Raw genomic sequence first — 24,112 nt, forward strand, 5'->3', positions numbered from 1 at the left:
ACCGAAACCACGCTAAATTTATTCTTTTGGGAATCTTTTATTTCTTATAAAGAATATTTCCGCATGAATCAATTGTTAAATTCTAAGAAAAGTTTCCTTTCGTTACGCGCGTGTGAACGATTAGTGCAGGAAAGTATTTCCTCTTGTAAATCAATGGCTTCCATCAAGATTCTGGACGTTAAAATTATTAAAAAAAAACACTTGTGTGCGCCACAGATTGTCACCATGTGTTGAAATGACGACATGACAAGCTTTCCTGACAAAAGCTTGATTTCAAACAAGGACGCACCTGCACGTGTCGGCTGTACTGATGACGTGTGGGCTCGGAAGATTTGTGTGAATGACAAGTGATTGGGAAGGCCAATAGCAGGGCAAGAACCGGCTGACTTAAGGTGAATCTCAGAAATCTTCTGTTTAATCACTATCAAGGTTTGGCCGGGAACTTAATTGGACGAAATATAGTCTTTAACAAAGTTCTTAACGGAACTATTTAATCACTCTAACGAGGTACATCATGGCACACCATGCTTTAGCATCACAGGAAAGCTACAACCCCAACCATCTGCTCGATATTCTCCTGGGCAAGATGCAATTGAAAAACGACGCAGCACTGTCGCGCATGCTCGAAGTCGCGCCACCGGTCATCAGCAAGATTCGCCACCACCGCTTGCCGGTCGGCGCCTCGCTGCTGATCCGCATGCACGAAGTGACCGGCATGAGCATCCGCGACCTGCGCGACTTGATGGGCGACCGCCGCACCAAATATCGCCTGTCGGACGCCCAGGGCCGCCCGAAGCCAGAAGACAAGGCCGCGCAGCAGACCGACGCAACTTCCGTCAACTATGCGCATTGATGGCATGGGCATGATGGCAGGTTCGATCATGCCCGTGACGGTTTGTGGTACGGCGGTGGCCAGCATGCTGGCCACCGTTGTCGCAGCAGGCTAACCCTTTGCAAGCTGTACGTGTTTTGCCTGGCGGCTAAGCCATCAGGGCGTTCGACATTTCTTCAAACTGCATTTCCGTTTCGCGGAATACATGCAAATAGGCTTCTTGACTGAGCCCCAGTGCGGTCCACGCGACCATTGAGACTGGTGGTACCAGTTCGTTGTCGTCACGCGCGAGGTCCAGCGCGTGCACGATTGCGTTAGCCACATGCACAATCGTCGCAAGAAAACCTGCCCCAGGCGCTGCCGGCTCGTGGTGGTAGGTTATCGCGTGTTGCATGGTGTCTGAAAATTGCCAGTGTTCGGCAAGCAGGGTGCCCGCCATCACGTGATCGACGCCCAGCATGGCCCGTTCAACCTCGAGCAATTCGTGATCCTCCCGCTGGCACCGCGCCAGGACTGCGCCGTACTGCTCCGGGTACGAGGTCACCAGCACCAGGCGGCCGATGTCGTGCAGCAGGCCGGCCGTGAAGGCGAAGTCCTGGTTCAGGCGCATGCGCCGCGCCAGCACCTTGGCGCAGGCGGCGGTGGCGATCGAATGGCGCCAGAAAGCGCGGTGGTCGAACCCGGGGCATGTGCCGACCGGGAAGCAGCCGGTCACCGCCGCTGCCGTAATCAGGTTGCGCGTCGCCTGGAAACCCAGGAAAGTGATCGCCTGCTGGATCGTGGTCACGCGCACTTGCAAGCCGGAACTGGGGGAGTTGGCCAGGCGCAGCGTTTTGGCCGTCAGCGCCTGGTCCAGCGAGACTTTGCGGGCCAGCACGGAAATGTCGACGTCTTCCTGGTCGATGCTGCCGAGCAGTTCCATCACGACCGCCGGCAGCGACGGCAGGTCCTGCAAACCGTGCCGTACTGCGTCGATCGTCAGGTGAGTCATGGCGCCACCTCGCGCCCGAGGCGGAAATCGGCGATGTAGCCATGCAGGATGGCGGTGGCGCTGTCCGGCGTGGCGGTCGCGCCGCGGAACAGGTAGTCCAGCCGCGCGGTCACGGCAGCCTCGGTGGGTTCAGGGACGACGGCGCCAGTGACGACGATCGGCAAGGCCGCGATGTCGTGGCGCGCCAGCCCGGCAATGGTGGCCGTGGTCAGCACCGTCCCCTGTGCCAATAAAACCTGGCCTTGCTGGTCCAAAATGGCATCGGACAAGACCATGCCCGCGGTGGCCCTCTCCAGGCTGACCAGTTGATGCGGTGCGTTCATTTCCGTCTCCCTTACTTTCGCTCGATAGTAGCACTATGGTGACAAAATATGCTGCAAGGAAATGCCTCAGCGGCCGACGATTGTGTGCCACCAAGCGCACAACGACCATTTGTTGTATTCTCGCCGTGCCTCGCCTGCATTTTATCGAAGGATGTTCATGAAACTCTATATCAGCCCCGGCGCGTGTTCTCTGGCGCCGCATATCGTGCTGTTCGAAACCGGCTTGCCGTTCACCACCGAACGGGTCAATCTGCGCACCAAAATCACGGCTGGCGGCGCGGATTTCACGAAGATTAACCCGAACGGCTACGTGCCGGCGCTGGAACTGAAGGACGGCACCGTGCTGACCGAAGGCCCGGCCATCACCCAGTTCCTGGCTGACCTGAAACCGGCATCAAACCTGGCCCCGGCGAATGGCACGCTCGAGCGCTACCAACTGGTGTCGCTGCTGAATTTCATTTCGACGGAAATCCACAAGAATTTCAGCCCACTGTTCAGTCCGGACGCGGGCGCAGACGTGCAGCGCGACCGGCGCGCCACCTTGGCCAGGCGCTTCGCGTATCTCGAGCAGGAACTGGGCGGCAAGGATTTTCTTACTGGCGACACTTTTAGCATCGCCGATGCATACTTGTATACAGTGTTGACCTGGGCCAGTATCGTCAAAGTCGACCTGTCCGACTTCAATCAGCTGCAGGCTTACCTTGCCCGCGTCGCTCAGCGCCCTTCGGTGCAGCAGGCACAACGGGCCGAAGGCTCGCTCAAGTAGACATCCATTCTCCAACAGTGCACCCGAAAGCAGGAATGAGGCAAGCGCATCCATGACCATGCAACGCTACGTCGCGCTCGTGCGCGGCATCAACGTGGGCCGCGCCAAGCGCGTGGCCATGGCCGACTTGCGCAAGCTGGTCAGCGATCTCGGTTACGCCGACGTGCGCAGCCTGCTCAATAGCGGCAATATTGTGTTCAGTGCGGCGTCGGTGTTGCCTGCGTCTGCGGCCAGGGCCATCGAAACGGCGCTGGTGCTCAAGCTCGGCGTGGCCGCGCGCGTGATGGTGTTGTCCAGCATCGAGTTGTCCGCCATCGTCAGCGACAACAGCTTGCTGGCGCTGGCCGACGACCACGCGCGCTTGATGGTGTTCGTCATTGCCGAGCCGGCCCTGCACCAACACCTGGCGGTCCTGTGCGAAAGCGAAACCGGGACCGGCGTGATGGCGCTGGGACGGCACGCCGCCTATGTCTGGTGTCCGACCGGCGTGCTCGACAGCGCAGCCGCCGCCGCGGTCGGCAAACTGCTGGGCGACGCCACCACGGCGCGCAATTGGAACACCGTCACCAAGCTGCATCAACTGTGTGCGGAAGTTGCCTGAATCAGGCGCTGCTGATCCCCGCTCAGTTCTCCACGCGCACTGCCTAAATGCCAACCTTGGTGCCTTGACTGCATGGCATAAGTGCATGATTCTGCAATGTTTTGTCAGCGCGATAAGCATGTTTGCCAGCTCGTCAATGGAATCCATGGTCATTCTCGCCACACGCGCAGTTTGTCACGCAAATTTGCGCCCGATTGGTATACCAGGGTTTTTTTTGCAGGTATAGTTTCTCTACTTATTGCCCTAGAGCATCAAAAAGATGGCGGATTGCTATGTCGTCAATCAGGGCTCTGCTGCACGCACGACCCCACCGGATAGAGAACCCCATGCCTGATTTTTCCCGACTTCAAGTTGCCTTCAAGAACGTTTACGTACGCATCGCCAGTGCGCTGGCGGTCGGCGCCGTGATCGGCTTGAGCATGTACAGCGCCGAGGTGCCACAAGACCTGAGCCCGGTCGTTCGCACGCAAGACATTTCCGAAATCACGCAGCTGTCCATGCAAAAAGACAAGCTCGATTTCCTGATGGTGGCGCGGCCCTTGTCCGACGCGCCGCGCTACATCTACAAGTTGCGCGATTCGGCCGTGCTGCGCGTGGTGAAGGTGCCGAGCAGCTCGCACTTCGCCCTCGAGCGCGAAGTGCTGCTGAAAAACGGCATTCCGTATTCGATCGCCAAGGAGGACTTCCTGGCCTCGCACAAGGCGGTCCTCCTGGATGACGGCGCGGGCGGCGCGTGGTCCGACGTCACCAGTTTCCTGAAACGCCACGCGCTCGACATCACGCTGCTGTTGTTGATCCTGTACTGCGTCAAATTCGGCATTCCCGGCATGGGCATGAGCGCCTCAGTGATTTCGCCCGACAAGCTCAAGGGCAGCATGGACGACCTGATCGGCATGGACGACATCAAGCAGGAAGTGCTGCACCTGGAAGACATGATCCGCAACCGCGCCGAATACCAGTCGCACAATATCGACAAGCCATTCAACGTCATGCTGACTGGCCCCGCCGGCACCGGCAAGACCAAACTGGTGGGCTACTTGGCCAAGCGCCTGAATGTGCCGCTGATTCAGGCGTCTGGCTCGGCGCTGGAATCGGGCTATGTCGGCGGCGGCTCGAAAGCCCTGAACGCGCTGTACCGGAAAGCCTGCGCGCGCGGCAGCTGCATCATTTTTCTCGACGAAGCGCAGACCCTGTTCGCGCCGCGCGGCCGCGGCGAAAAGAAATGGGAAGACGACACCGCCAACACCCTGCTCGGTTTGCTCGACGGCGTGAAAAGCGACAAGGGGCAGGGCGTGATCTGGGTGGTGGCGTCGAACTTCGACGAAGCCTCGAGCGAGATGGACGAAGCCATGCTGCGCCGCTTCTCGGTGAAAATCAATTTTCGCCTGCCGAACAAGCAGGAGCGCAGCGCGCTGCTGAAGAGCTTCTTGTCGCGCAAAAAAGAGGGCCTGGTCGACTGGCAGGATCTCGACCTGAACCAGGTGGCCGACATGACTGCCAACCTCAGCCCGGCGCTGCTGGAAACCATCGTCGAGCGTGCATCGATGATCTCGATCCAGGACAAAACCATCATCAACACCGACCTGATGTTCCGCGCCTTCGAGCGCGCCACCATCGGCCTGACCGACCGCGCCACCACCGCCGAAAAGCACAAGCAGCGCGAACGCGTGGCCTTGCACGAACTGGGTCACTTTTTCATGCAGATCGACCCGTATCTGCGCCAGGGCCTGAGCCTGGAAGAAGTGAAGGAAAAGTCGCACCTGCTGAAAATTTCGACGGAATCCGTTTCGAAACTCGGCGCACTCGGCTACGTGCTGCAGTCGGGTGACGACGTCTCCCTGCGCACGCTGGAAGAGCTCGAGCGCGACGTGATCCAGCTGTACGGCGGCGTCGCGGCCGAAGAACTGTTTTATGGCGCGCGCGGGATTTCGGTGGGCAGCCAGAACGACATCGAGAAGGCGACCAGGATGCTGAACCTGATGGTCAACCGCCTCTCGATGTACTCGCGCTCGAAGCTCGATTACGCGCAGCTGCAGACGGAAAACAGTGAGCACAGCCTGCGCCAGGTGGAGGCCAAGTCCGATGAGCTGTACAGCTATACGCTGGACGCGATCCGCGATTACAAGGCGGTGATCGAGTCGCTCAAGGACACGCTGCTCGACCAGTACGTGCTGTCGAAGGATGCCGTGTTCGCGTTGCTGGAAGAGCGAAGCGAGCTGCTGATGTTGCACCTGCACGGGCCGCGCGCGGGGGGCTTGCATTTGTGTGCGGAAGGGGCAGTGGCGTAAGTATTGCCGCTGCTCGCTTCAGCTACCGTCCCAAAAACCGTCACCCCGGCGAAAGCCGGGGTCCATGCTGAGCATGATTGTACCGTAGCCGCAACGCCGCCTTCAAAGCAACCTTCGCATGGGTACCGGCTTTCGCCGGTATGACGGTCTTGAAGCTGACAATAGCGGCGTTTAATGCGCGGGCGCTTTCGCCAGCGTCGCCAGCACATGCCGCGTCATGCTCCCCGCCAGCTCCTGCTCGGCCACGAACACTTCCCCGACCTGTTCACTGCGCAGCAACGCCGCCTCTTCGCTACTGTGCGCGCGCACCACGCACTTGATGGATGGATTGAGTGCCCGCGCCGTGTCGATCATCGCGCGCACGTGCAAGGTATCCGGCGTTGCAATGACCAGCGCGGCCGCATGCGCGATATGCGCCTGGATCAGCACCGCCGGTTCGGCCGCATTGCCTGCCACGGCCGGCTGGTCGGCGCGGCGCAGCTTGTCGACCAGCTCGCGGTTTTGCTCGGCCACGACATACGATATACCCTGTTCATCCAGCGCCTGTGCGATCGCCCTGCCCACGCGTCCATACCCCACCAATACGACTTGCCCCTTCAATTGATCCTGCCCGACCGACAGCGGCAGCTCGGCCAGCGGATCGGTCGAGCGCTCCAGCGCGCGTGCGATGTCCGAGCGCTTGCGCAGCATGCTTTGCACCGGTCCGGCGATTTTGAAGAGCAGCGGGTTGACGGCAATCGAGATGATCGCACCGGCCAGGATCAGGTTTTGGCCCAGCGCCGGCAGCAGCCCGAGCTTGATGCCCAGCGCGGCCAGGATGAACGAGAATTCGCCGATCTGCGCCAGGCTGGCCGAGACCGTGATGGCCGTGTTGACCGGATAGCGCAACAGCACCACCAGCAAGAACGCCGCCAGCGATTTGCCGACCAGGATGATGGCGACGGTGGCCAGCACCTGCAGCGGATAGTCGACCAGCACCATCGGGTCGAACAGCATGCCGACCGACACAAAGAACAGCACCGAGAATGCATCGCGCAGCGGCAGCGATTCTTCGGCCGCGCGGTGCGACAGTTCCGACTCGCGCAGCACCATGCCGGCAAAGAAGGCGCCCAACGCAAACGACACGCCAAACAGTTCGGACGAACCGAACGCGATCCCGACCGCCGCTGCGATCACGGCCAGCGTGAACAGCTCGCGCGACCCGGTGCGCGCCACGCGCCACAAAAACCACGGGAACAGCTTGCGTCCCACCACCAGCATGAACACGATAAAAGCGGCCACCTGGCCAAGCGTCATGGCCAGCGTCATCCACAGAGAGCCGCCGCCGTCCGTGGCCTTGCCGCCGAGCGGCCCGGCCAGCGCCGGCAGCATCACCAGCATCAGCACCGTCACCAGGTCTTCCACCACCAGCCAGCCGACCGCGATGCGGCCGTTGAAGGAATCGAGTTCACCCCGTTCTTCGAGCGCGCGCAGCAGCACCACCGTGCTGGCCACCGACAGCGCCAGCCCGAACACCAGGCCCGCGCCCAGGCTCCAGCCCCACCAGTACGCCACCCCCATGCCCATCGCCGTCGCCACCGCGATCTGGATCACCGCGCCGGGCAGGGCGATGCGCCGCACCTCCATCAGATCTTTCAGCGAAAAATGCAGGCCGACGCCGAACATGAGCAGCATGACGCCGATTTCCGCGAGCTGCTGGGCCAACGCCACATCGGCCACGAAGCCCGGTGTGGCAGGGCCGATCAGGACGCCGGCGGCCAGGTAGCCGACCAGCGCCGGCAGCTTGAAGCGCACCGCGATCATGCCGAAAATGAGGCCGAACCCAAGGGCGGCGGCGATGGTGGTGATCAGGGGGAGGTTTTCATGCATGCGTGCGGGCCCTTTATGTGACGTTATCGAGCGCACAGTATAGGTGAGCGCAGCGCCGGTATTGGCCTTTGCGCCAGCCTGGCCAATCAAAGCATCGGAAAACCCCAAAGTCAGCTAGCATGGCCGGTATCACAACAATTAAAACAGGATCTGGCGCAGCATGGAAAAACAAGCAGAAAAACAAGCGGAACTGCACCGGTCGAAAATGCTGGCACTGAGCCTGTTCGGCGCAGCCGCGGCGCTGTTCGTCATCACGCTGTTCCTGCCCCCTACCTGGACGGTGGGCCTGCTGAAAGCGTTCGCCGAAGCGGCCATGGTGGGCGCGCTGGCCGACTGGTTCGCGGTGGTCGCCTTGTTCCGGCGCATCCCGATCCCGTTCGTGTCGCGCCACACCGAGATCATCCCCAAGAACAAGGTCAAAATCGCCGACAACCTGGCCCTGTTCGTGCGCGAAAAATTCCTCGACACCGAATCGATCGTCGCCCTGATCCGGCGCCACGACCCGGCCAAGGTGGCTGCCGACTGGCTGGTGTTGCCGCAAAACGCCGCCCGCCTCGGCGACTACCTCGTCAAAATGGCGGCGTGGGCGCTCGATTTCGTCGAAGACGCCGCGGTCCAGCGTTTCATCGGCAAGGCCGTTCACGGCCTGATCGGCAGCATCGATTTTTCGCAGTCGGCCGGCATGATGCTCGAAGGGCTGACGCACAACCGGCGCCACCAGGAACTGCTCAACGAAGGCATCGGCCAATTGTCGCATTTGCTGGAAAACGAAGAGACCCAGCTCTACCTGGCGCAGGGCATCGTCGACTGGCTGCGCGAAGACTATGCCTTCATCGAAAAAATGCTGCCCACCGACGCCATCGGCCGCAAGGGCGCGGAGGTGGCGGTGCGCATGGCGTCAAACATCCTGACCCGCGTGTCGGAAGACCCGGACCACCCGCTGCGCCAGCGCTTCGACACCTACACTGCCGAATTCGTCGGCCGCCTGAAAGTCGACCCGGCCTTCCTGGCCAAGGGCGAGGAAATCAAACGCTACCTCATCGAAGACGACACCCTCAACGGCTACCTGAAATCGATCTGGGGCGACCTGAAAACCTGGCTCAAGAACGACCTGCACAGCGCAGACTCGGTGCTGCGCCAGCGCATCGTCGCCAGCGGCGCATGGGTCGGCAAGACGCTGGCCGAAGACCCGCTGCTGCGTCAGTCCCTCAACGAGCAGATGGAAAGCGCCGCGCGCGGGGTCGCGCCCGAGTTCGCGGCCTTCCTCACTGCGCACATCGCCGACACGGTCAAGAAATGGGACGACAAGGAAATGTCGGACCAGATCGAGCTGAACATTGGCAAGGACCTGCAATTCATCCGCATCAACGGCACCATCGTCGGCGGCATGATCGGCGTGATCCTGTACCTGCTGGCCCAGTTGCCGGCGCTGCTGCAATGAGGCCCGACCTGGCGGCCTGGCTGGACGCTCACCCAGACGTGAAAGCGGTGCCGGGTACCGACCTGTACGTGGTGGCGGCGCGTCCGCTGGCCACGGATGCGGCAATGGTGCAGGGCTGCCTGGTCGCCAGCGGCGTGCCGGCCGTGCTGGGCGACGCCAACCTGGTGCAGGCCTATGCCGGCGCGGTGATGGGACTGGGCGGCGTGCGCGTGATGGTGCCACAGCGCTACCTGCAACAGGCGCTCGAGGTGCTGGCCGCCTACGACCGCGGCGAATTCGCGCTCGATGACGGGGTCGACGTCGGCGTCGAAAATGATACATCTGACAACGGTTCCCACTAAAACTGAATCATGTCCACTCTATCGCGATCGCTTCCCTGAAAGACAGTTTGGCAATGTTGCCGCTACGGTCTTGTGGTCGGCGCAGCGTTGCCTAAACTCCCGGGCGGTGATCGCGTCTCCGGCTCTGGTGCACCCCAGTTTCCGGCGACGGATCGGTTCGTGTGTCATTTTTTCGGGAGTCCATCATGCGTCTATCCACATTGTTGTTGTCCCTTGCGGCCGCCTGTGCCGTCGTTGTGCCCATCGCAGCGGCAGCCCAGGCGCTGCCCGCCACCAGGTCCGCGCCGGTCGATGAAGAGGCCAAGGAAGCCCTGTCGCAAGTGCAGGTGCGCGGCCAGACCCGGCGTCACCGGCTCGATGCCGACGAGGCCAAAAAAGTGCGTGGTACCTACGCCATGTCGAATGGCTGGACCATGCAGGTCACGCCGCGCGGGAACCGGGTGTTCATCTCCATCAATCAAGGCGAGCCCCTCGAATTGCTGGCCCAGTCTGGCGACAAATTCGCCAGCGCCGACGGCAATATCGCCACCGTCTTCAACCTGGGGCCGTGGCAGGAAGATGTGGTGATGAGCTATGTGCCGGACAGCCGGCTGTCCGACCAGCGTGTCATCGTCGGCTCCGGGGCGCTGGCCACGCGCTAGTTGCTTCCTTGCAACATCGCCATATTCATTGTCCAGGCAGCTGTGGTGGCGGCACCGCCACCCGGCTGCGTCGCACTTCGAATATCACCTTGCCGCGCCCATTCGGCGGTGCACCGGCAATGCCAGGGCCGTTGCGCCCATCGAGCTGCTCGCTCCGATTGTCATAGGAAATAAACGCCTGGTCGATCTGGTGCGTGACTGTCTTGCCGTCGAGTTGGCGCATCATCGCCGCCAAATGCAGCTTGATGACGTCTTCGCGCTCGTCGTATTCCATGCGCTCGGCGTGGCCTTCGGACCACAGATCCGGCCCGCCGTCGCGCTTCTGGCGGAATGTGACGAGCTTGCCTGGCGCGGCAGTCAGGCGGTAGGTTCGATAGCCGTCGGGTGCTTCCTTGACCTCTGCCCGCTCGGCATTGACCACCATGGTGCCGCGAACAATCGTGACGTGACCAGTCGCGATCGTTTCGCGCGTGACGTTATCGATATGGATGTCGCCGGACTCCATGCTGATCGGCTTGAGTGCATCGGCGCGTTCTGCTTGCGCGCTTGTCGCCAGCAGGAGCAGGAAGCAAAAGGTGAGGCGGGTCGTTTTCATTGTAGGGCCCAGTCGGTGGTCGAATTATTTTAACCAAATTTTCAATTTAAAAAGAAACTAAAGGAAACTTTTCGCTTGGGAGATCGTGTTAATCTCGCCACAGGTGTTTTAAATCTCACAACGAAAGGATGTCCATGGATCGCGCTGCGCGCCACAAGATGATGCATTGCGGCGTGGCGATTACCGTCGCCCTGGCGTTCCAAGGCGCGGCGCTGGCTGCTGCGCCAGTCAACCAGGATCTGTTTGCGCGCGCCACCCAGGCCAGGCCCGAGGTCACCAGCTTGCTCGAGCGCCTGGTCAACATCGACTCCGGCACCGGCAGCGAAAAAGGCCTGGACCAGGTTGGCGCCATCGTCGCCGCGGAAGCCAAAAAACTCGGCATGCGCGTGGACTTCTCGTCGGCCGCGCCGGCCGTGGGCCACAACCTGGTGGCCACGCTGAGCGGAACCGGCACAGCGCGGATCCTGCTGATGGCCCATATGGACACGGTGTTCGCCGACGGCACCGCGGCGGCGCGTCCGTTTCGCATCCAGGGCGAGCGTGCCTACGGTCCTGGTGTGATGGACGACAAGGGCGGCATCGTGATCGCGCTGTACGCCATCAGGCTGCTGCAGCAAATGCAGTTCACCAATTTCAAGCAGATCACCCTGCTCGTCAACACGAATGAGGAAACCTCCTCGAAAGGCACGGTCAAGCTCATCGCGGCGCTGGCGCAGCAGCACGACGTGACGCTGAACCTGGAGCCTGGACGCGTTGCTGATGGCCTGGTGGTTTGGCGCAAGGGCACGGCCGACCTGCAGATCGACGTCAAGGGCAAGTCAGCGCACGCCGGCGTCGCGCCCGAGGCCGGCCGCAACGCAGCGATGGAAGCGGCGCACCAGATGCTGCAAATGGCGACCCTGGGCGACGACGCCAAAAAGACCACCGTCAACTTCACCGTCTTCCATGCGGGCGAGCGCAGCAACGTGATTCCCAACGCCGCGTTGGTGCGCGGCGACATGCGCGCCACCGACGCGGCCGAATTCGATCGCGTCGAGCAAGGCATGGCGCGCATGGCAGAAAAGAAACAGATTGCCGGCACCGAGGTCAGCACCCGCCTGGTGCGCGGCATGCCGCCGATGCCTGCCACGCCGCGCACCGCGGCGCTGGCGGCACGCGCCCAGGCCATCTACGGCGAACTGGGCATGAAGCTGACGATGGAAGGTTCGGGCGGTGCCGCCGACGCCAATTTCGCCAGCGGCGCCGGCGCGGCCACGCTCGATGGTTTCGGCATCGTCGGCGGCGCGATTCACACCGAGGACGAGTACGCGGAACTGAACAGCATTGCCCCAAGGCTGTATTTGTTGACGCGCATGATCATGGATGTCAGCACGACCCCGGTGCCACGCTAACGGCTGGCGCAGTTCCACAACGCAATAAAATTTTTCTGAAGAATGTTTTTTATTGCAACTGGGCGCATAATCGTTTCGTAAGAGTGGCATCAACCGGTTCATTCAACCGTTATTTGTCAGGCGGACAGCCCATGCTAGCAACGCCCAATTCTGCGACCAGTCCAGCCGTCGTGCCCAGCCGGCGCCTGTTGCTGGTCGACGACGAACCGAATATCCTGGCCGCGCTGAGCCGCTTGCTCAGGCGCGATCGCTACGAGGTGTTCTGCGCCGGCAGCGGGGCCGCCGGCCTCGATGTGCTGGGGCAGCATTGTGTCGATGTGATTGTGTCCGACCAGCGCATGCCCGGCATGCTGGGCGTCGATTTCCTGCGCCAGGCGCGCGCGATTTGTCCCGACTCGATCCGCATCATGCTGTCGGGTTACACGGAGCTGCAGTCCGTGACCGCTGCCGTCAACGAGGTGGCGATCTTCAAGTTCCTCACCAAACCCTGGGACGATGCGCAATTGCTTGGGCATATCGCCGAGGCATTCAGGATCAAGGAAATTGCCGACGACAACCAGCGCCTGCATCTGGAACTGCGCAGCGCCAACCACGAGCTGGCAGCGGCCAACCGCAAGCTCGAGCAGTTGTTGCTGGAAAAGCAGGAACAGATCAGCCTCGACGAAACCGCCCTGCAGGGCGCGCGCGACCTGATGGAGCACTGGCCCATCGCACTGGTCGGCGTGGACGACAGTGGCATGATTGCAATCGACCGCGTGCGCGCCGACATGCTGGCGCTGTTTGGCGAACTGTGCCAGGTGTTGACGCCATGAGCGCGCACGCTCCCGGCGCGCTAGCGCCCAAAGTGCTGTGCGTCGACGACGAACCGAATATCCTGTCGTCGCTGCGGCGGCTGTTGCGCGCCAACGGCTACCAGGTGCTCACCGCCGACAGCGGCGCGGCCGGGTTGAAGATACTGGCCGAGGAAAGCGTCGACGTGATCATTTCCGACATGCGCATGCCGGAAATGAATGGCGCGCAGTTCCTTGCCACCGCCCGCGCCACCTGGCCTGACACCATGCGGCTGTTGCTGACCGGTTACTCGGAAATCCAGGCGATCCAGGATGCCATCAACGGCGGCGAGATCTATCGCTACATCACCAAACCGTGGGACGACAAGGAGATCCTGCGGGTGCTGCACGACGCCCTTGAGCGGCGCCAGCTGGTACTCGACAAGGCGCGCCTCGAAGCGCTCACGACGCAGCAGAATGCGCAGTTGCGCGAGCTGAACCACGGCCTCGAAGCGAAGGTGGAGGAGCGCACCCGCTTGCTGAAGCTGGAACACGCCGCCACCATCGCCGCGAACGCCAAGCTGCGCCACAATTTCGTCGTCACCATCAAGATTTTTTCGAGCATGATCGAGCAGCGTGCCCACAATCTGCCGGGCCATACGCGCCAGATCGCCGAGCTTGCGCGCAAGATGGGCGCGGTGCTCGGCCTCGAGGCGCGCGACAGCCAGGATCTGGCGATTGCTGCACTGCTGCACGACATCGGCAAGATCGGCCTGTCCGACAGCATGCTGCAAACCCCGTTCACGGCCTTGCACGGCGAGACGCTGGCGCTGTTTCGGCGCCATCCGGTGCGCGCCGAAGAGCTGCTGATGCCGCTGGAAGACTTGCGCGGCAGCGCTGCCATCCTGCGCAGCCAGCTCGAGCGCTTCGACGGCAACGGTTTTCCGGACGGCCTGGCCGGGCTCGCCATTCCGCTGGGGGCGCGCATCCTGGCGCTGGCAGTCGATTATTACAACCTGCAGCAAGGGGCCATGGTGCTGCGCCATCTGCGTCCCGACGAGGCGGTCACCCTGATCCTCGATGCGGCGGGCAAGCGCTACGACCCGCAAGTGGTGGCGGCGTTCCGGCAAGTGGTCGACCACACCGAGACCGGCACCAGCGCAGGCGTCGAAGTGCTGTCGCGCGAGCTGGAACCGGGGATGGTGCTGGCGCGCGACCTGGTCAGCCGCGAGGGCCTGATGCTGTTGTCGGCCGACCATGTGCTCGACGAGCGCATCATCGCGCACGTGCGCGATTTCGAACAAAAAGCGCGCTGCCGCCTCGCGATCTGGGTGCGCAATCCAACGGGGGTACCATGAGCAAGATTTTACTGGTGGACGACGATCCACATATGTTGAGCGCCTTGCAGCGCGCGCTGCGCTTGCTGTTCCAGCACGAGCAGCCGCAAATCGAAGCCTTCACCAATCCGATGGACGCACTCAATCGCATCTGCAGCTGCGACTTCGACCTGGTGATATCGGATTACCGGATGCCGCAGTTGAACGGTGCCGAGTTGCTCGAGGCGCTCAAGGAGGTGGCGCCTGATACGGTGCGCATCATGTTGTCGGCGTCGGCGGAATTCGACACCATGCTGCACACCATCAACCAGGCGCAGGCCTTCCGTTTCATGCTCAAGCCATGGGACCCGGTGCAACTCGAAGACAATGTGCGCCAGGCGCTGGCCCTGCGCGCCAGTCTGCTGGCGGCAAAAAGTGCCGGCCCCAGTGCCGAACAACTGGAGGCGGCGCGCCTGGAAGCGGAGGAGCCCGGTATTTTGCACGTGCGGCGCGACGCCGACGGCGCTATTCTGCTGTAGCCGTCAACTGCGGTGGGGTAACCGGCAGGTGCACGGTAAAGCGCGTGCCGACGCCGGGTTCGGACGCCACATCGATGCGCCCGCCATGGCGGCTGACGATGCCATACGACAGCGACAGTCCCAGGCCGGTGCCGCTGCCGACCGGTTTGGTGGTAAAAAACGGCTCGAAAATGCGCTTCATGAGTTCGGGCGGGATGCCGCTGCCATTGTCGCCGACCTCGACCCATACCCAGCCGCCGGAGCCGCCGGTCCGTAACGTGATCACGCCATCGCCGGTGAGCGCCTGGGCGGCATTGACCAGCAGGTTCATGAACACCTGGTTGAGCTGGGAGGACAGGCAGGTAATGGGCGGGATATCGCCGTAATGCTTTTCCACCCGGGCCTTGTACTTGATTTCGTTGGCGACGATGTTGAGGGTGCTGTCGAGGCCCACGTGCAGATCGGCCACTTGCCAGACCGCTTCGCCGACGTGCGAAAAATCCTTCAGCGCCTGCACGATGTCCTTGACCCGCTTGAGGCCGTCCATCGATTCGGCCACCAGGTCGACCACGTCGCTTTTCAAAAACGCCAGGTCTACCTGTTCGCGCACCGCCGCGATGTGCGCCGCCAGCGGCGGATACGGCGCCGCCTCGTGTTCGTAGCGGTCGATCACATCGAGCAGCGTTTCGACATAGCTTTTCAGCGATCCCATGTTGGAGTTCACAAAACCGACCGGGTTGTTGATTTCGTGGGCGATGCCCGCCGCCAGCTGGCCGATCGACGCCATCTTTTCCGATTGCAGCAGCTGTTCGTGGGCGCTGCGCAACTCGGCAATCAGCGCTTGTTGCTCGATGCCTTTGACCTTCAGGTCTTCTTCCATATGCTTGCGCAGCGTGATGTCGGTCAGCGAGCCGATCACTTCGAGCGGCACGCCGTTTTCGTCGCGGATCAGGCGCAGCGTATCGTGCATCCACAGGTAGCTGCCGTCGTGGATGCGGAAGCGGTAATCGTAGCTGCGCTGGCCCTGGCTAAAAATCAGCGCCAGGCTGGAAAAAATCTGCGGGGCGTCGTCGGGATGAATATGGTCGAACCAGAAATTCGGATCGGCCAGCATCTGCTCGGGGTGGTAACCGAGCACATGGACGGCATTGTTGCTGACGAAGGTCATCTTGAAATCGCCGCTGGGAACGGTGCAGTAGATGATCGCCGGGGTATTGTCGACGAGGTACTGAAATCGTTGCAGTGGCAAGGCTTCTGCACCCGTATTTGCAGGGGGCTGCGCTGGCTTCGCGCTGGAAAAATCGAACTCTTCGAATTGCATGGCGATCGCCTTTCGAGGTGCTGGTCCGCTTTCAAACTGATTATTTCTTCTAGGAACTATACGTCAATTCACGGTGCATGACTCATCAGGATGGGGCCATGCAAAAAATAATTTTGTCTTCGGCAGTGCGCGGCGGCGCCACCTTCGCCGGCCGACCCGGCCACGTCACTTTCATGGTCAGCAGAGCGCCGTCGGACCGGCGCGGCGACTTGCGCTGACGGCCGATCCCGCATCACACGCCCATCAAAAGCGATTCCAGTTATTGTGGCGGTGCTCGGTCGCTTCTTTCATCAGGTCGCCGGCGTGGCGTTCATTTTTTGCACTGAACTTGTCGCCCAATTGAACGATCATGGCCAGTTCCTGGATAGCGGGCGGGTATTCGTGTTCGGCGGCTTGCTCCAGAAGGTAGCGGGCCCTGACGAGATCTTTTGCCCGGCCTTGCCCTTCCTTGTACATATTGGAAAGCAAGAACATGGCATGCGGATTGCCAAGCTTGCCCGATTCATCCAGCCAATACGCCGCTTGGGCATCGTCGCGAACGACGCCGTCGCCATTTTTATAAAGCATGCCCAGCATGAGCGCTGCCTTGGCATGCTTGCGCGCCGCGGCCATTGCATACCACGCGACGGACGCCTCGGGTGCCGGTGCGACGCCGACTGCGCCAAGTCGCAGCATGTCGCCGAGTTCGAAAGCGGCTTCCGGATCGCCCGCGCGCGCTGATTGCTCGAACAAGCGCAAGGCTGCGCTGCGCTGACTGGGGCCACTTTTGTACAGGATTGCCAATTCGCGCTGCGCTACCGGCATATTCTGCGAAGACCATAAAACCAGCGACCGCCGTGCATTTTCGTCGTTTTGCTGGCGTGCCTTCATTCCTATCGTTTCTATTTCGGCGGAAGTTGGCTTGTCCTGCGACTGGCAGGCCGCCAGGGTGCATAGCATACACAGGGAGGCGAGTAGCGCTGCCAGTGTCATGCCAGGAGAGTGTTTGAGTTGCATGTTTTTAATTTCGCATTCAAAGGGCCGGCGTGCGCCGGCCCAGTCAAACTTACTTGCTCAGATCGACTGTGTATTTGGCAAAGCCGCTCGCATCCAGTCCACCTTCCGCCGTGATGGTGCTGATGCCGCTGCTCCGGGCCAGCGCCAGATGACCCGGCGCCGAGCGCAGGATCACCGGGCCAGCCGTCGCCACCTTGACGAAGCTCCAGCTGCGCGCGCTGCCGTTTGCCGCGAGCGTGACCTTGCCGCTGGTCGTGCCCAGCGCCGTCAGATAGTTGCTCACGATCGTCTGGTTGGCATCGGGCGATTTGATGATGGTTTTGCTGCCGTCGATGCCAGGCACAGCCCCGCCGCCACCGGCCCGGTAATCGTTCGTAGCGACAATGAAGTCATCGCCGTCGGCAACCAGCTTTCCGAGGTAGGTCAGGTTGACAACGCGGCTACCGGCTGGCTTGGTGACGTCGATTTGATATGTCAGAGCATTATTTTCAGCGTAGAACACGTCGTAATTGTAGATCGTGCCGTAGGTCGGCACCAGGTCCTGCTCGCTGACGTTGGCCGGATCGATCTGGCCGAATTGCTTGGCCGACGTTTCCAGCCATGCCTTCAAATCTGAACCTTTGATCTTCACCGCCTGCAGATTGTTGTTGCTATATAAGTAAAGATCGCCGGGATTACGCACTTGCAGGCCGATAGGCGCGGCTGCGCTGGCACCTGGTGCCACGTCGGTAAAGTCGGACGGACCATTGCGGCCAGCCTTGAACGGTGCGCTGCACGAAATCACCGGAATATTCTTGTAACTGGCGATGGTCGCATCGGTGCTGGTGGCGATGAAGTTTTTCACATAGGCCAGTTGCGCCTGGTTGACCAATTCAATCGCGCTGACATCGCCGGCCAGTGCGAAGTAGGCAGACATTTCAAAGTCCGTCGTCACACCCAGCGGCTGCTTGGCGAACGCGATGGTGGCCGCGTGCTCGGTGGCGACAATCGGTGCAATGGCAGCGTCGGCCGCAACATTGGTGGTGCCGTCGGTGTACTTGAAGCCACGCGATTCCACCGTCGTTTTGTCTGATTGCACGACCCATTTGCCACTCTTGTAGGCCAGCATCATCTTGATGATGCCCAGCCGACGGCCCCAACTCTGCGCCATGACAGTCGGCACGCCGTTGACAAAGCCGTTGACCGGGTCGATTTTGGCGCTTGCAGGGAAGGCTGCAAATGAAGGGTCCAATGCCGCCGCCCCGGTCTCTTTGCCTTTAGGGAAAATAAGGTGGGAGTGGCCGATCAGCAACGCATCGATACCGGTGCTGGTCAGGTGATAGCTGCCGTTTTCCATTTTCGGGCTGTAGGTGCTGGTATCCAGACCGCCGTGCGACAGCGCGACGACCAGATCGGCACCCTTGCTGCGCATTTCCGGCACATATTGGTTGGCGGCTTCCTGCACCCCCGACACGGCCACTTTACCCGCCAGATTTTTCTGATCCCACTCAAGAATCTGCGGTGGCACGAAACTCATGATGCCGACGTTCATTTTGACACTTAGCTTGCTGCCATCGGGCGCCGTCGCGGTGAACGTGCGCGCCAGCAGGCTGTAAGGTTGCACGATCGGCTTGCCAGTGGCGACGCTGGTGACATTGGTCAGCACCAGCGGGAACGCCGGCGCGCCGCAGGTCGCGCTCGGTTTGGTCACGCCGGGAATACCGAAGTCGGTATTCGTGATCTGGCTCAGCAGTTGCAAGCCGTAGTTGAATTCATGGTTGCCGAAGCCGCCGCCATCGTACTTCATCGCGTTCATCACTTTGTGCACGGCCATGGTCTCGTTACAGGCAACCGGTTTGGTGACCGATTGCAGGTCGCCGAGCAAGGTTCCCTGGATGACGTCGCCGTCGTCCAGCAAGACATTATTAGGATTTTCTGCGCGCGCGGCGGTGATCAGCGTTGACGTGCGCTCCAGGCCGAGGCTGGTGTCTTCAGCCAGCGAGTAATAGTTGTAGCTCATCACGTTTGCATGGATATCGGTGGTTTCCATGAGCGCCAGCGTCACCGTCGTGCCCTCTGGAATTGCCGGAACAGTTGTGCCCGTTGGAATCGCCGGAACAGGCGTCGAATCGCTGCCGCAACCGGCCAGGCCGGCTGCGATCATCGCAGCCAGCAGTGTCATATTTGTTTTCAACCTTATCTCCAATTTAATAAATTATGGTTGCAACGATAACAAGGCAACATGACACGCACGTGACTCTCGCAGCAGCTGAAACTTGTCGGGTTGCGCCCATCGGCAAAGGGGATTGAGGCTCCCATCTGGGCGACGTTTCCAGATGTGAGCCTCTGTCCGGGCGCTGGGAGATCGTCGTCAGCGATGACGGCAGCGGCGCTGCTGCGGGCACGCGGCTGAACGGGGCGCTGCGCGGCATCGAGAAGATTCAGCTGGGCCGCGACGGCGACCGCCGCGCCGACCTGAACGTCAAATTGACCGGGCCATCCGCGTACATCAAAGTACGGTTCTGTTCCGGTCAATCGGTAAGGGATCGGGCGCAGGCGCCCGGCACCGGGGCCGGCAGTACGCCGGCCCGGGAGGTCAGGAAGGTTTGACGTAGCGGGCAAAGCAGCCCATGCCCAGTAGCGCAATCAAGAACAAGGCGAGGCTGCCTGGCTCCGGCACATCGGCGGGGGCTGGCGCGTTGATCGCAGCAACGCCGGTCACCTTGAACACCGACAGGAAAATATTGTCGTCGCCGCTAGGGTTGATCGTTTGCAGTGCGATGCTGGTATCGCCTGCAGTGATGTACTGTGCAATGTCATAGCGTTCGTGGTCGGCGTCGTACGTCGGCAACAGCGGCGAGTAGGCATCGTCAAAGCCGCCGACCGAAATCAACGCCCCGTTGGCAGTCCCGCCGACACCGTCGTCGTCGTTGCCTGCGACCGTGGTGATGGTGGTGCCGTTGACGGCCACTGTGGAGGCCTGGGAACAGCAGCTGAACCCAACGCCCAGGATCATTTCAGCAGAAAAACCGGCTGCACTCGGGTTGATTGGTGCCGCGAAATTGATCGCAGTGGTATCGCCCGATGGCGTCGAAAAGCCGTCCATGATACCGACGGTGGAAATGCCCAGCAGCGGGTTGGAATACACCACAACCAGGGCTTCGCCATCCTGCGAGTAACTCGTTTCGGTAATGGCGAAATCGTAGACGCCGCCCGCACCGCCGTCGATCAGTGGTTTGATGATACTGGTGACATCGGTACGCCCTGCGGTCAGGGAGTCGCCCGCCGTACCCAACGAAGTGTACGTGACGGCGCTACCAGCAAGCGTGCCGCCGACGCCACTGAGCGTGCTATTGCCGTTTGTGCTGGTATACAAGTAAGCGGACAACACGGTCGATCCAACCGGCACCAGCGCGGAGATCATGCCGCTCTGCGACGTCGAGCCAAAGCCATCTGAGGAGTAGCCGACATTGCCGATATACGTTTGCAGTGTGGCCAGCGATGCCTGGGCTGTGCCCATGCCAAAGCACGCAATGCATGCAGCTGCCATCAGATTCGTCATATTAAATTTCATCATTTTCCCAAGTTGTAAGTGACCGGACATTACGTTAGTTTCCACATGGAAATAGCAATGATCATGCCAGGCGCATAAAGCTCGGAAAACTAATGCATAAAATCAATGACTTGCAAAATTTATTATTAAAGCGATACGCCACCAAATCTCTGGCACTGTAAAAATTCTCGACAGCAACATGTAACAAACGGTGTTTCACATGTAACGTCAATCCGAAAATCGGCCGGTTCGATGGCAGGCTTTGACATGTGTTCTCGATCAGCATGAGGTCGGCCGCAAGCCTGCGACTTCCGGGCCCGGCAGCGGCCGAAACGCCTGTCTAACACGTTGCCGCTGAGGTAGGCGCCGATATTGCGGCCGTAAGCGAGGCGAGCGCCCAAGCCCGGCATCCAGCACGAGGCGGGGTCAAGTCTGGTAAACGATGGTCGTCGGGCTATTTGTCGCGTCAGCAGCCGCTAAGCCGCCTTTTTAAACGAAGGCGCATTCGACGCCGGCGCTGTTGCTTGATCGATACATCAGGATTGAGGAAGCGGGGGCCGGTCTGGCAAAACGACATTTCCGAACTACTTCGATGAAGTTTTGTCGAAACAAAGCTTGAACGCACTGATCGCGTCGCCAACGACGCCGCGCAGCTATCCATAGCCAGCGGCTAACCCCTCCATGGCGTGAGCAGGTGCCCCGACGGTGTTGACTGAAGGTAAGCGATGCATGAACCACAGCCTTGCCGCTTGATTCTGCGTTCCGCGTGCTTGCCCTTTCAATTTGAATGGGAGCAAGCATGGAAGGCGACACTGAATTCTGGACATCACACGTTGAGGCTTTGCGCCGCGACGGCGGCGCGGCGAGCGAGTACCCGCGCCAGCACGGGCTTGCGCTGGCATCGCTGTACTACTGGCGGCGCAAGGTGCAACTGGCCGCCGCGGACAGCGCCGGCGGCGGTGTTGCGGCGCCGGGCAAGTTCGTCGCCTTGCGCGTGCTGGACGTGTCAGCGGACGCGGCAACGTGTCCATGCACGCTGGTGCTGCGCTCCGCCCTGCGCCTGGAGCTGGCGGCACTACCTTCGCCGTGTTGGCTGCTGGCCCTCGAGCAGTCCCACGCGGGAGCGCGCTGATGCACCGGTTACCGATACAGCCCGACAGGTAGCGCTCCCTGGCGTTGCTTCTCCGGAACGTTTTCCTGAAATTTGCCTTTTATCCTGCCGTTGCCGGTTTCAAAACAGATGCCGACCTGCCTGTCGAGCAACCTCACCGAGGCTTCATATAAATGTCTGCCTGAAAGGCACGGAGGTCATAGCTGACGTTAAGTCGCTCCCACTTCAGGCGCCACGAACGCAGTCTATCTGTTTTATTAAGAACGGAATTGTTTATACTGCATTACTATTCGAACTCGATAACCGAGCCGCAATCCTGAAAATGTTTTCGAATTGCGCTAACGACATCTCGCTTCTCGGTTTCAGTCAAGGTAACGTTCGGTGGCACCTCCCATTTGTTCAATGAATTCAAATAGATCACGTAGCCTGGTTCGTTCGGCGCCAAGGCAACGAGCGCCTCCCCTAGAACACGTACATGCTTGTCTTCGCTCTTCAACCGTATGTCTCCTCGTGAGACGTGAGTGACTTCAAAATTCATACATTACCTCTTAAAAATCGTTTTCGAATTTCCGAATTTCGGGTCAACAATATCGATTTGATCGACTGAGGGGTTTTTCATGAGCGCTCCTTTCTCATAACCCTCCCAGATATTGTTCGGCCGCAAATCTTGTCCTACGACGCCTCGTACGAGTCCGCACGTGCCTTGGGCATAGGCACGAGACATTTCGCCCCATTCTTTTACAACAACTGGATTCTTGTCGTCCCAAGTTGGCATTCCGATCTTGTGTTTATCAATTAACATTTCAAGCGTCGTTCCACCGTGAGTTTTTGCAATATTGGCAGCAGCGTCCATTCCACCAACACCATCAGTTCTACCGGACCAGAAGAAAGCCGTGTCTGGCTCTGTCTTCATGAGATCAGTTGGCCGCTTAATAAGGCGTCCATTCTCACTTTCATGCCATCGGTTCGTCTTGCAGTTCCACGTCGGCGACAGCCCCAATGGATCAATCCAAGTAATTGGGTTTGGTCCGTAGTTGTAGAAGTTGAGGCCGCCGAAGAATCGAATTGGATCCTGCGTAAGATAACGCGCCGTGTCGGGATCATAGTACCGATACCGGTTGTAGTGCAGCCCGGTCTCATCATCAAAGTACTGCCCCTGAAACCGGATGGGATTGCGCATCCCCGCCTTGCGCGCCGCCTCGCTGATCGCCTCCTTCGCTTCGCCCCACGCCTTGTACTGCGCCGACCATGCCACCTTGCCTTCATGGTCGGTCAACTCCTGCGGCGTTCCCAGATGGTCGCATTGATAGAAGGAGATCTGTTCTTTTTCAAACGGTTCGGCTTCCTGCTCGGATTCACCATTCCATAGCGGATCGAGCGTAATGTCGTACTTGCCATCGTTGCCCGCCATAAGCGCTTTGACATCGGTGGAGGGTGCCAGTTTCAGCGATCCCCTTCGGGTAGCCTGCACCAGCGGCACGAAGCTGTCGCGCTCGTACACGTAGTGCACCGTCCGTTCGCCCCCCGCATAGCCGTGGTGCACGCTGCTTTCCAATGCCAACGTGTCGCCGTCCCAGCCATACAGGGTCCGGGCTGGCTCCCGCAATGCACTCTTTCCCGTCGCCTGGCTGTGCTTGGCGATGCGCCGCCCCAGCGGGTCGTAGGCGAAGGTGGTCACGCCGTACGAGGTCGTGGCGCGCGTCATCCGGTTGAACGCATCCCATTCATACGCCGACCGCTCGCCGTTCCCGGTACGTTGCACCAGGTTGCCGCGTTCGTCATAACGGTAGCTGACGCCGGCATAGTCCTTGAGCAGATTGTCCATCAGCTTTGGCAGCTGAGCGCGGCGGGTGATGGGCACCTGCTGGGCGGGATCGGGTGCCTGGATGTTCCCGGCCGGATCAAAAGCGAAGGTTTCCTGGGCCAGTGCGCTGCTTGCCGCCAGCAGCCGTCCGACCGGGTCGTAGCGGTACTCGATGCGCCCGCGCCGGTCGTCTTCGATGCTGGTAAGTTGGCCGGATAGGTCGTAGCCGTAGCGCCGATGAATTGCGGCGTGCATGCCTGCCTGGACGTCGGGACGGTAGGGGGCTGTGTAAGCATGCCGGCCCTTTCGGCCGACCTGGTCGATGGCGCCGAGCTGCTGTTCGATCAGGCGGCCGGTCGGGTCGTATTTCATCGTCTGCAGCAGGCCGTTGGCCTGGGTGCGGCCGGTTTCCTGGTACAGCGCGTCGCGCTCGAAGGAGACAAGGTCCTGTCCATCGAGCAGCAGGCCGTGCACGTGGCCGGCGCCGTAGGTCAGCCAGTCGACGCGGTGGCCGTCGGGACGGATGGTGCCGGTGCGCTCGTTGAGTTCGTCGTGGTGGTGGTGCCAGACCGCAGTGCGTTTGTCGGGGTAGAACGGGCCCTGGTAGTGCTGGTGCTCGCGCACCAGGTTGCCGGCGGCATCGTAAAACCACTGCAACCTGGCGT

Annotated in this window: 23 protein-coding genes; 12 read left to right on the plus strand and 11 right to left on the minus strand. The window is 60.7% G+C overall.

The features are described from left to right. Positions 1-514 precede the first annotated feature (514 nt). Positions 515-853, plus strand: coding sequence for a hypothetical protein (locus tag V6M87_RS14340; protein ID WP_332877313.1), 339 nt, complete (start codon positions 515-517; stop codon positions 851-853). A gap of 127 nt (positions 854-980) precedes the next feature. Here the strand turns inward: V6M87_RS14340 and V6M87_RS14345 are convergent, their stop codons facing one another. Together V6M87_RS14345 and V6M87_RS14350 are read right to left on the minus strand one after the other, a co-directional pair. Beyond that, positions 981-1,823 carry an HDOD domain-containing protein gene (locus V6M87_RS14345; protein ID WP_332877314.1) on the minus strand — a complete coding sequence of 281 codons (843 nt, stop codon included), beginning with the start codon at positions 1,821-1,823 and terminating at the stop codon, positions 981-983. Then, a complete protein-coding gene (locus tag V6M87_RS14350; RefSeq protein ID WP_332877315.1) occupies positions 1,820-2,146 on the minus strand; it encodes a hypothetical protein in 327 nt (108 codons plus the stop codon). Before V6M87_RS14350 ends, V6M87_RS14345 begins: the two co-directional genes overlap by 4 nt. A gap of 157 nt (positions 2,147-2,303) precedes the next feature. On the opposite strand from V6M87_RS14350, the gene gstA reads away from it, so the two are divergent. From gstA to V6M87_RS14365, 3 genes are all read left to right on the plus strand, one after another. Then, positions 2,304-2,912, plus strand: a complete 609-nt coding sequence (gstA, locus tag V6M87_RS14355) for a glutathione transferase GstA (RefSeq protein WP_332877316.1) — start codon at positions 2,304-2,306, stop codon at positions 2,910-2,912. A 52-nt stretch (positions 2,913-2,964) separates the two neighbouring features. Beyond that, entirely contained in the window at positions 2,965-3,513 is a 549-nt protein-coding gene (locus tag V6M87_RS14360; RefSeq protein WP_332877317.1) for a DUF1697 domain-containing protein, read from the plus strand. Between the two features lie 326 nt (positions 3,514-3,839). Next, positions 3,840-5,801: an AAA family ATPase gene (locus V6M87_RS14365; RefSeq protein ID WP_332877318.1), complete on the plus strand. Its 1,962-nt coding sequence runs from the start codon at positions 3,840-3,842 to the stop codon at positions 5,799-5,801. 171 nt (positions 5,802-5,972) lie between these two features. Here the strand turns inward: V6M87_RS14365 and ybaL are convergent, their stop codons facing one another. Further along, on the minus strand, positions 5,973-7,670 hold the full coding sequence (gene ybaL, locus V6M87_RS14370) for a YbaL family putative K(+) efflux transporter (protein ID WP_332877319.1): 1,698 nt from the start codon (positions 7,668-7,670) through the stop codon (positions 5,973-5,975). Between the two features lie 160 nt (positions 7,671-7,830). On the opposite strand from ybaL, the gene V6M87_RS14375 reads away from it, so the two are divergent. The 3 genes from V6M87_RS14375 (at position 7,831) to V6M87_RS14385 (ending at position 10,093) form a co-directional block, all read left to right on the plus strand. Beyond that, positions 7,831-9,111 (plus strand): DUF445 domain-containing protein, encoded by a 1,281-nt coding sequence (locus V6M87_RS14375; protein WP_332877320.1) that lies wholly within the window; start codon positions 7,831-7,833, stop codon positions 9,109-9,111. Then, the gene (locus V6M87_RS14380; protein ID WP_332877321.1) at positions 9,108-9,452 is read left to right on the plus strand and encodes a putative signal transducing protein; all 345 of its coding nucleotides are present in this window, start codon (positions 9,108-9,110) and stop codon (positions 9,450-9,452) included. Before V6M87_RS14375 ends, V6M87_RS14380 begins: the two co-directional genes overlap by 4 nt. Positions 9,453-9,637: 185 nt before the next feature. Then, a complete protein-coding gene (locus V6M87_RS14385) occupies positions 9,638-10,093 on the plus strand; it encodes a hypothetical protein (protein WP_332877322.1) in 456 nt (151 codons plus the stop codon). Positions 10,094-10,118: 25 nt separating this feature from the next. Here the strand turns inward: V6M87_RS14385 and lptA are convergent, their stop codons facing one another. Next, positions 10,119-10,688 (minus strand): lipopolysaccharide transport periplasmic protein LptA, encoded by a 570-nt coding sequence (gene lptA, locus V6M87_RS14390; protein ID WP_332877323.1) that lies wholly within the window; start codon positions 10,686-10,688, stop codon positions 10,119-10,121. A 134-nt stretch (positions 10,689-10,822) separates the two neighbouring features. Between lptA and V6M87_RS14395 the strand changes: the two genes are divergently transcribed. From V6M87_RS14395 to V6M87_RS14410, 4 genes are all read left to right on the plus strand, one after another. Continuing rightward, positions 10,823-12,079, plus strand: coding sequence for a glutamate carboxypeptidase (locus V6M87_RS14395; protein ID WP_332877324.1), 1,257 nt, complete (start codon positions 10,823-10,825; stop codon positions 12,077-12,079). A gap of 131 nt (positions 12,080-12,210) precedes the next feature. After that, positions 12,211-12,891: a response regulator gene (locus tag V6M87_RS14400; RefSeq protein ID WP_332877325.1), complete on the plus strand. Its 681-nt coding sequence runs from the start codon at positions 12,211-12,213 to the stop codon at positions 12,889-12,891. Continuing rightward, entirely contained in the window at positions 12,888-14,207 is a 1,320-nt protein-coding gene (locus V6M87_RS14405; protein WP_332877326.1) for an HD domain-containing phosphohydrolase, read from the plus strand. The genes V6M87_RS14400 and V6M87_RS14405 overlap by 4 nt, the downstream gene beginning before the upstream one ends. Next, complete coding sequence (locus V6M87_RS14410; RefSeq protein ID WP_332877327.1) at positions 14,204-14,704, plus strand: response regulator; 501 nt, start codon at positions 14,204-14,206, stop codon at positions 14,702-14,704. Before V6M87_RS14405 ends, V6M87_RS14410 begins: the two co-directional genes overlap by 4 nt. Here the strand turns inward: V6M87_RS14410 and V6M87_RS14415 are convergent. From V6M87_RS14415 to V6M87_RS27260, 5 genes are all read right to left on the minus strand, one after another. Next, complete coding sequence (locus V6M87_RS14415) at positions 14,691-16,004, minus strand: ATP-binding protein (protein WP_332877328.1); 1,314 nt, start codon at positions 16,002-16,004, stop codon at positions 14,691-14,693. The genes V6M87_RS14410 and V6M87_RS14415 overlap by 14 nt on opposite strands. 243 nt (positions 16,005-16,247) lie before the next feature. Continuing rightward, positions 16,248-17,000 (minus strand): tetratricopeptide repeat protein, encoded by a 753-nt coding sequence (locus V6M87_RS14420; protein ID WP_332877329.1) that lies wholly within the window; start codon positions 16,998-17,000, stop codon positions 16,248-16,250. A gap of 49 nt (positions 17,001-17,049) precedes the next feature. Beyond that, positions 17,050-19,161: a bifunctional 2',3'-cyclic-nucleotide 2'-phosphodiesterase/3'-nucleotidase gene (locus tag V6M87_RS14425; RefSeq protein WP_332877330.1), complete on the minus strand. Its 2,112-nt coding sequence runs from the start codon at positions 19,159-19,161 to the stop codon at positions 17,050-17,052. Positions 19,162-19,575: 414 nt separating this feature from the next. Continuing rightward, positions 19,576-20,541, minus strand: a complete 966-nt coding sequence (locus tag V6M87_RS14430; protein WP_332877331.1) for a PEP-CTERM sorting domain-containing protein — start codon at positions 20,539-20,541, stop codon at positions 19,576-19,578. A gap of 480 nt (positions 20,542-21,021) precedes the next feature. After that, positions 21,022-21,333 carry a DUF3761 domain-containing protein gene (locus V6M87_RS27260; RefSeq protein WP_442920590.1) on the minus strand — a complete coding sequence of 104 codons (312 nt, stop codon included), beginning with the start codon at positions 21,331-21,333 and terminating at the stop codon, positions 21,022-21,024. Between V6M87_RS27260 and tnpA the strand changes: the two genes are divergently transcribed. Next, positions 21,332-21,664: an IS66 family insertion sequence element accessory protein TnpA gene (gene tnpA / locus V6M87_RS14435; RefSeq protein ID WP_332877332.1), complete on the plus strand. Its 333-nt coding sequence runs from the start codon at positions 21,332-21,334 to the stop codon at positions 21,662-21,664. The genes V6M87_RS27260 and tnpA overlap by 2 nt on opposite strands. Positions 21,665-21,929: 265 nt before the next feature. On the opposite strand, the gene V6M87_RS27265 is transcribed toward tnpA, so the two are convergent. Together V6M87_RS27265 and V6M87_RS14440 are read right to left on the minus strand one after the other, a co-directional pair. Further along, entirely contained in the window at positions 21,930-22,181 is a 252-nt protein-coding gene (locus V6M87_RS27265; protein WP_442920591.1) for an Imm74 family immunity protein, read from the minus strand. Between the two features lie 3 nt (positions 22,182-22,184). Beyond that, a partial coding sequence (locus V6M87_RS14440) for an RHS repeat-associated core domain-containing protein (protein WP_332877333.1) occupies positions 22,185-24,112 on the minus strand: 1,928 nt, incomplete at its 5' end.

The sequence above is a fragment of the Massilia sp. S19_KUP03_FR1 genome, from assembly GCF_036688685.1.
In the GTDB taxonomy this organism is placed as follows: domain Bacteria; phylum Pseudomonadota; class Gammaproteobacteria; order Burkholderiales; family Burkholderiaceae_D; genus JALYUM01.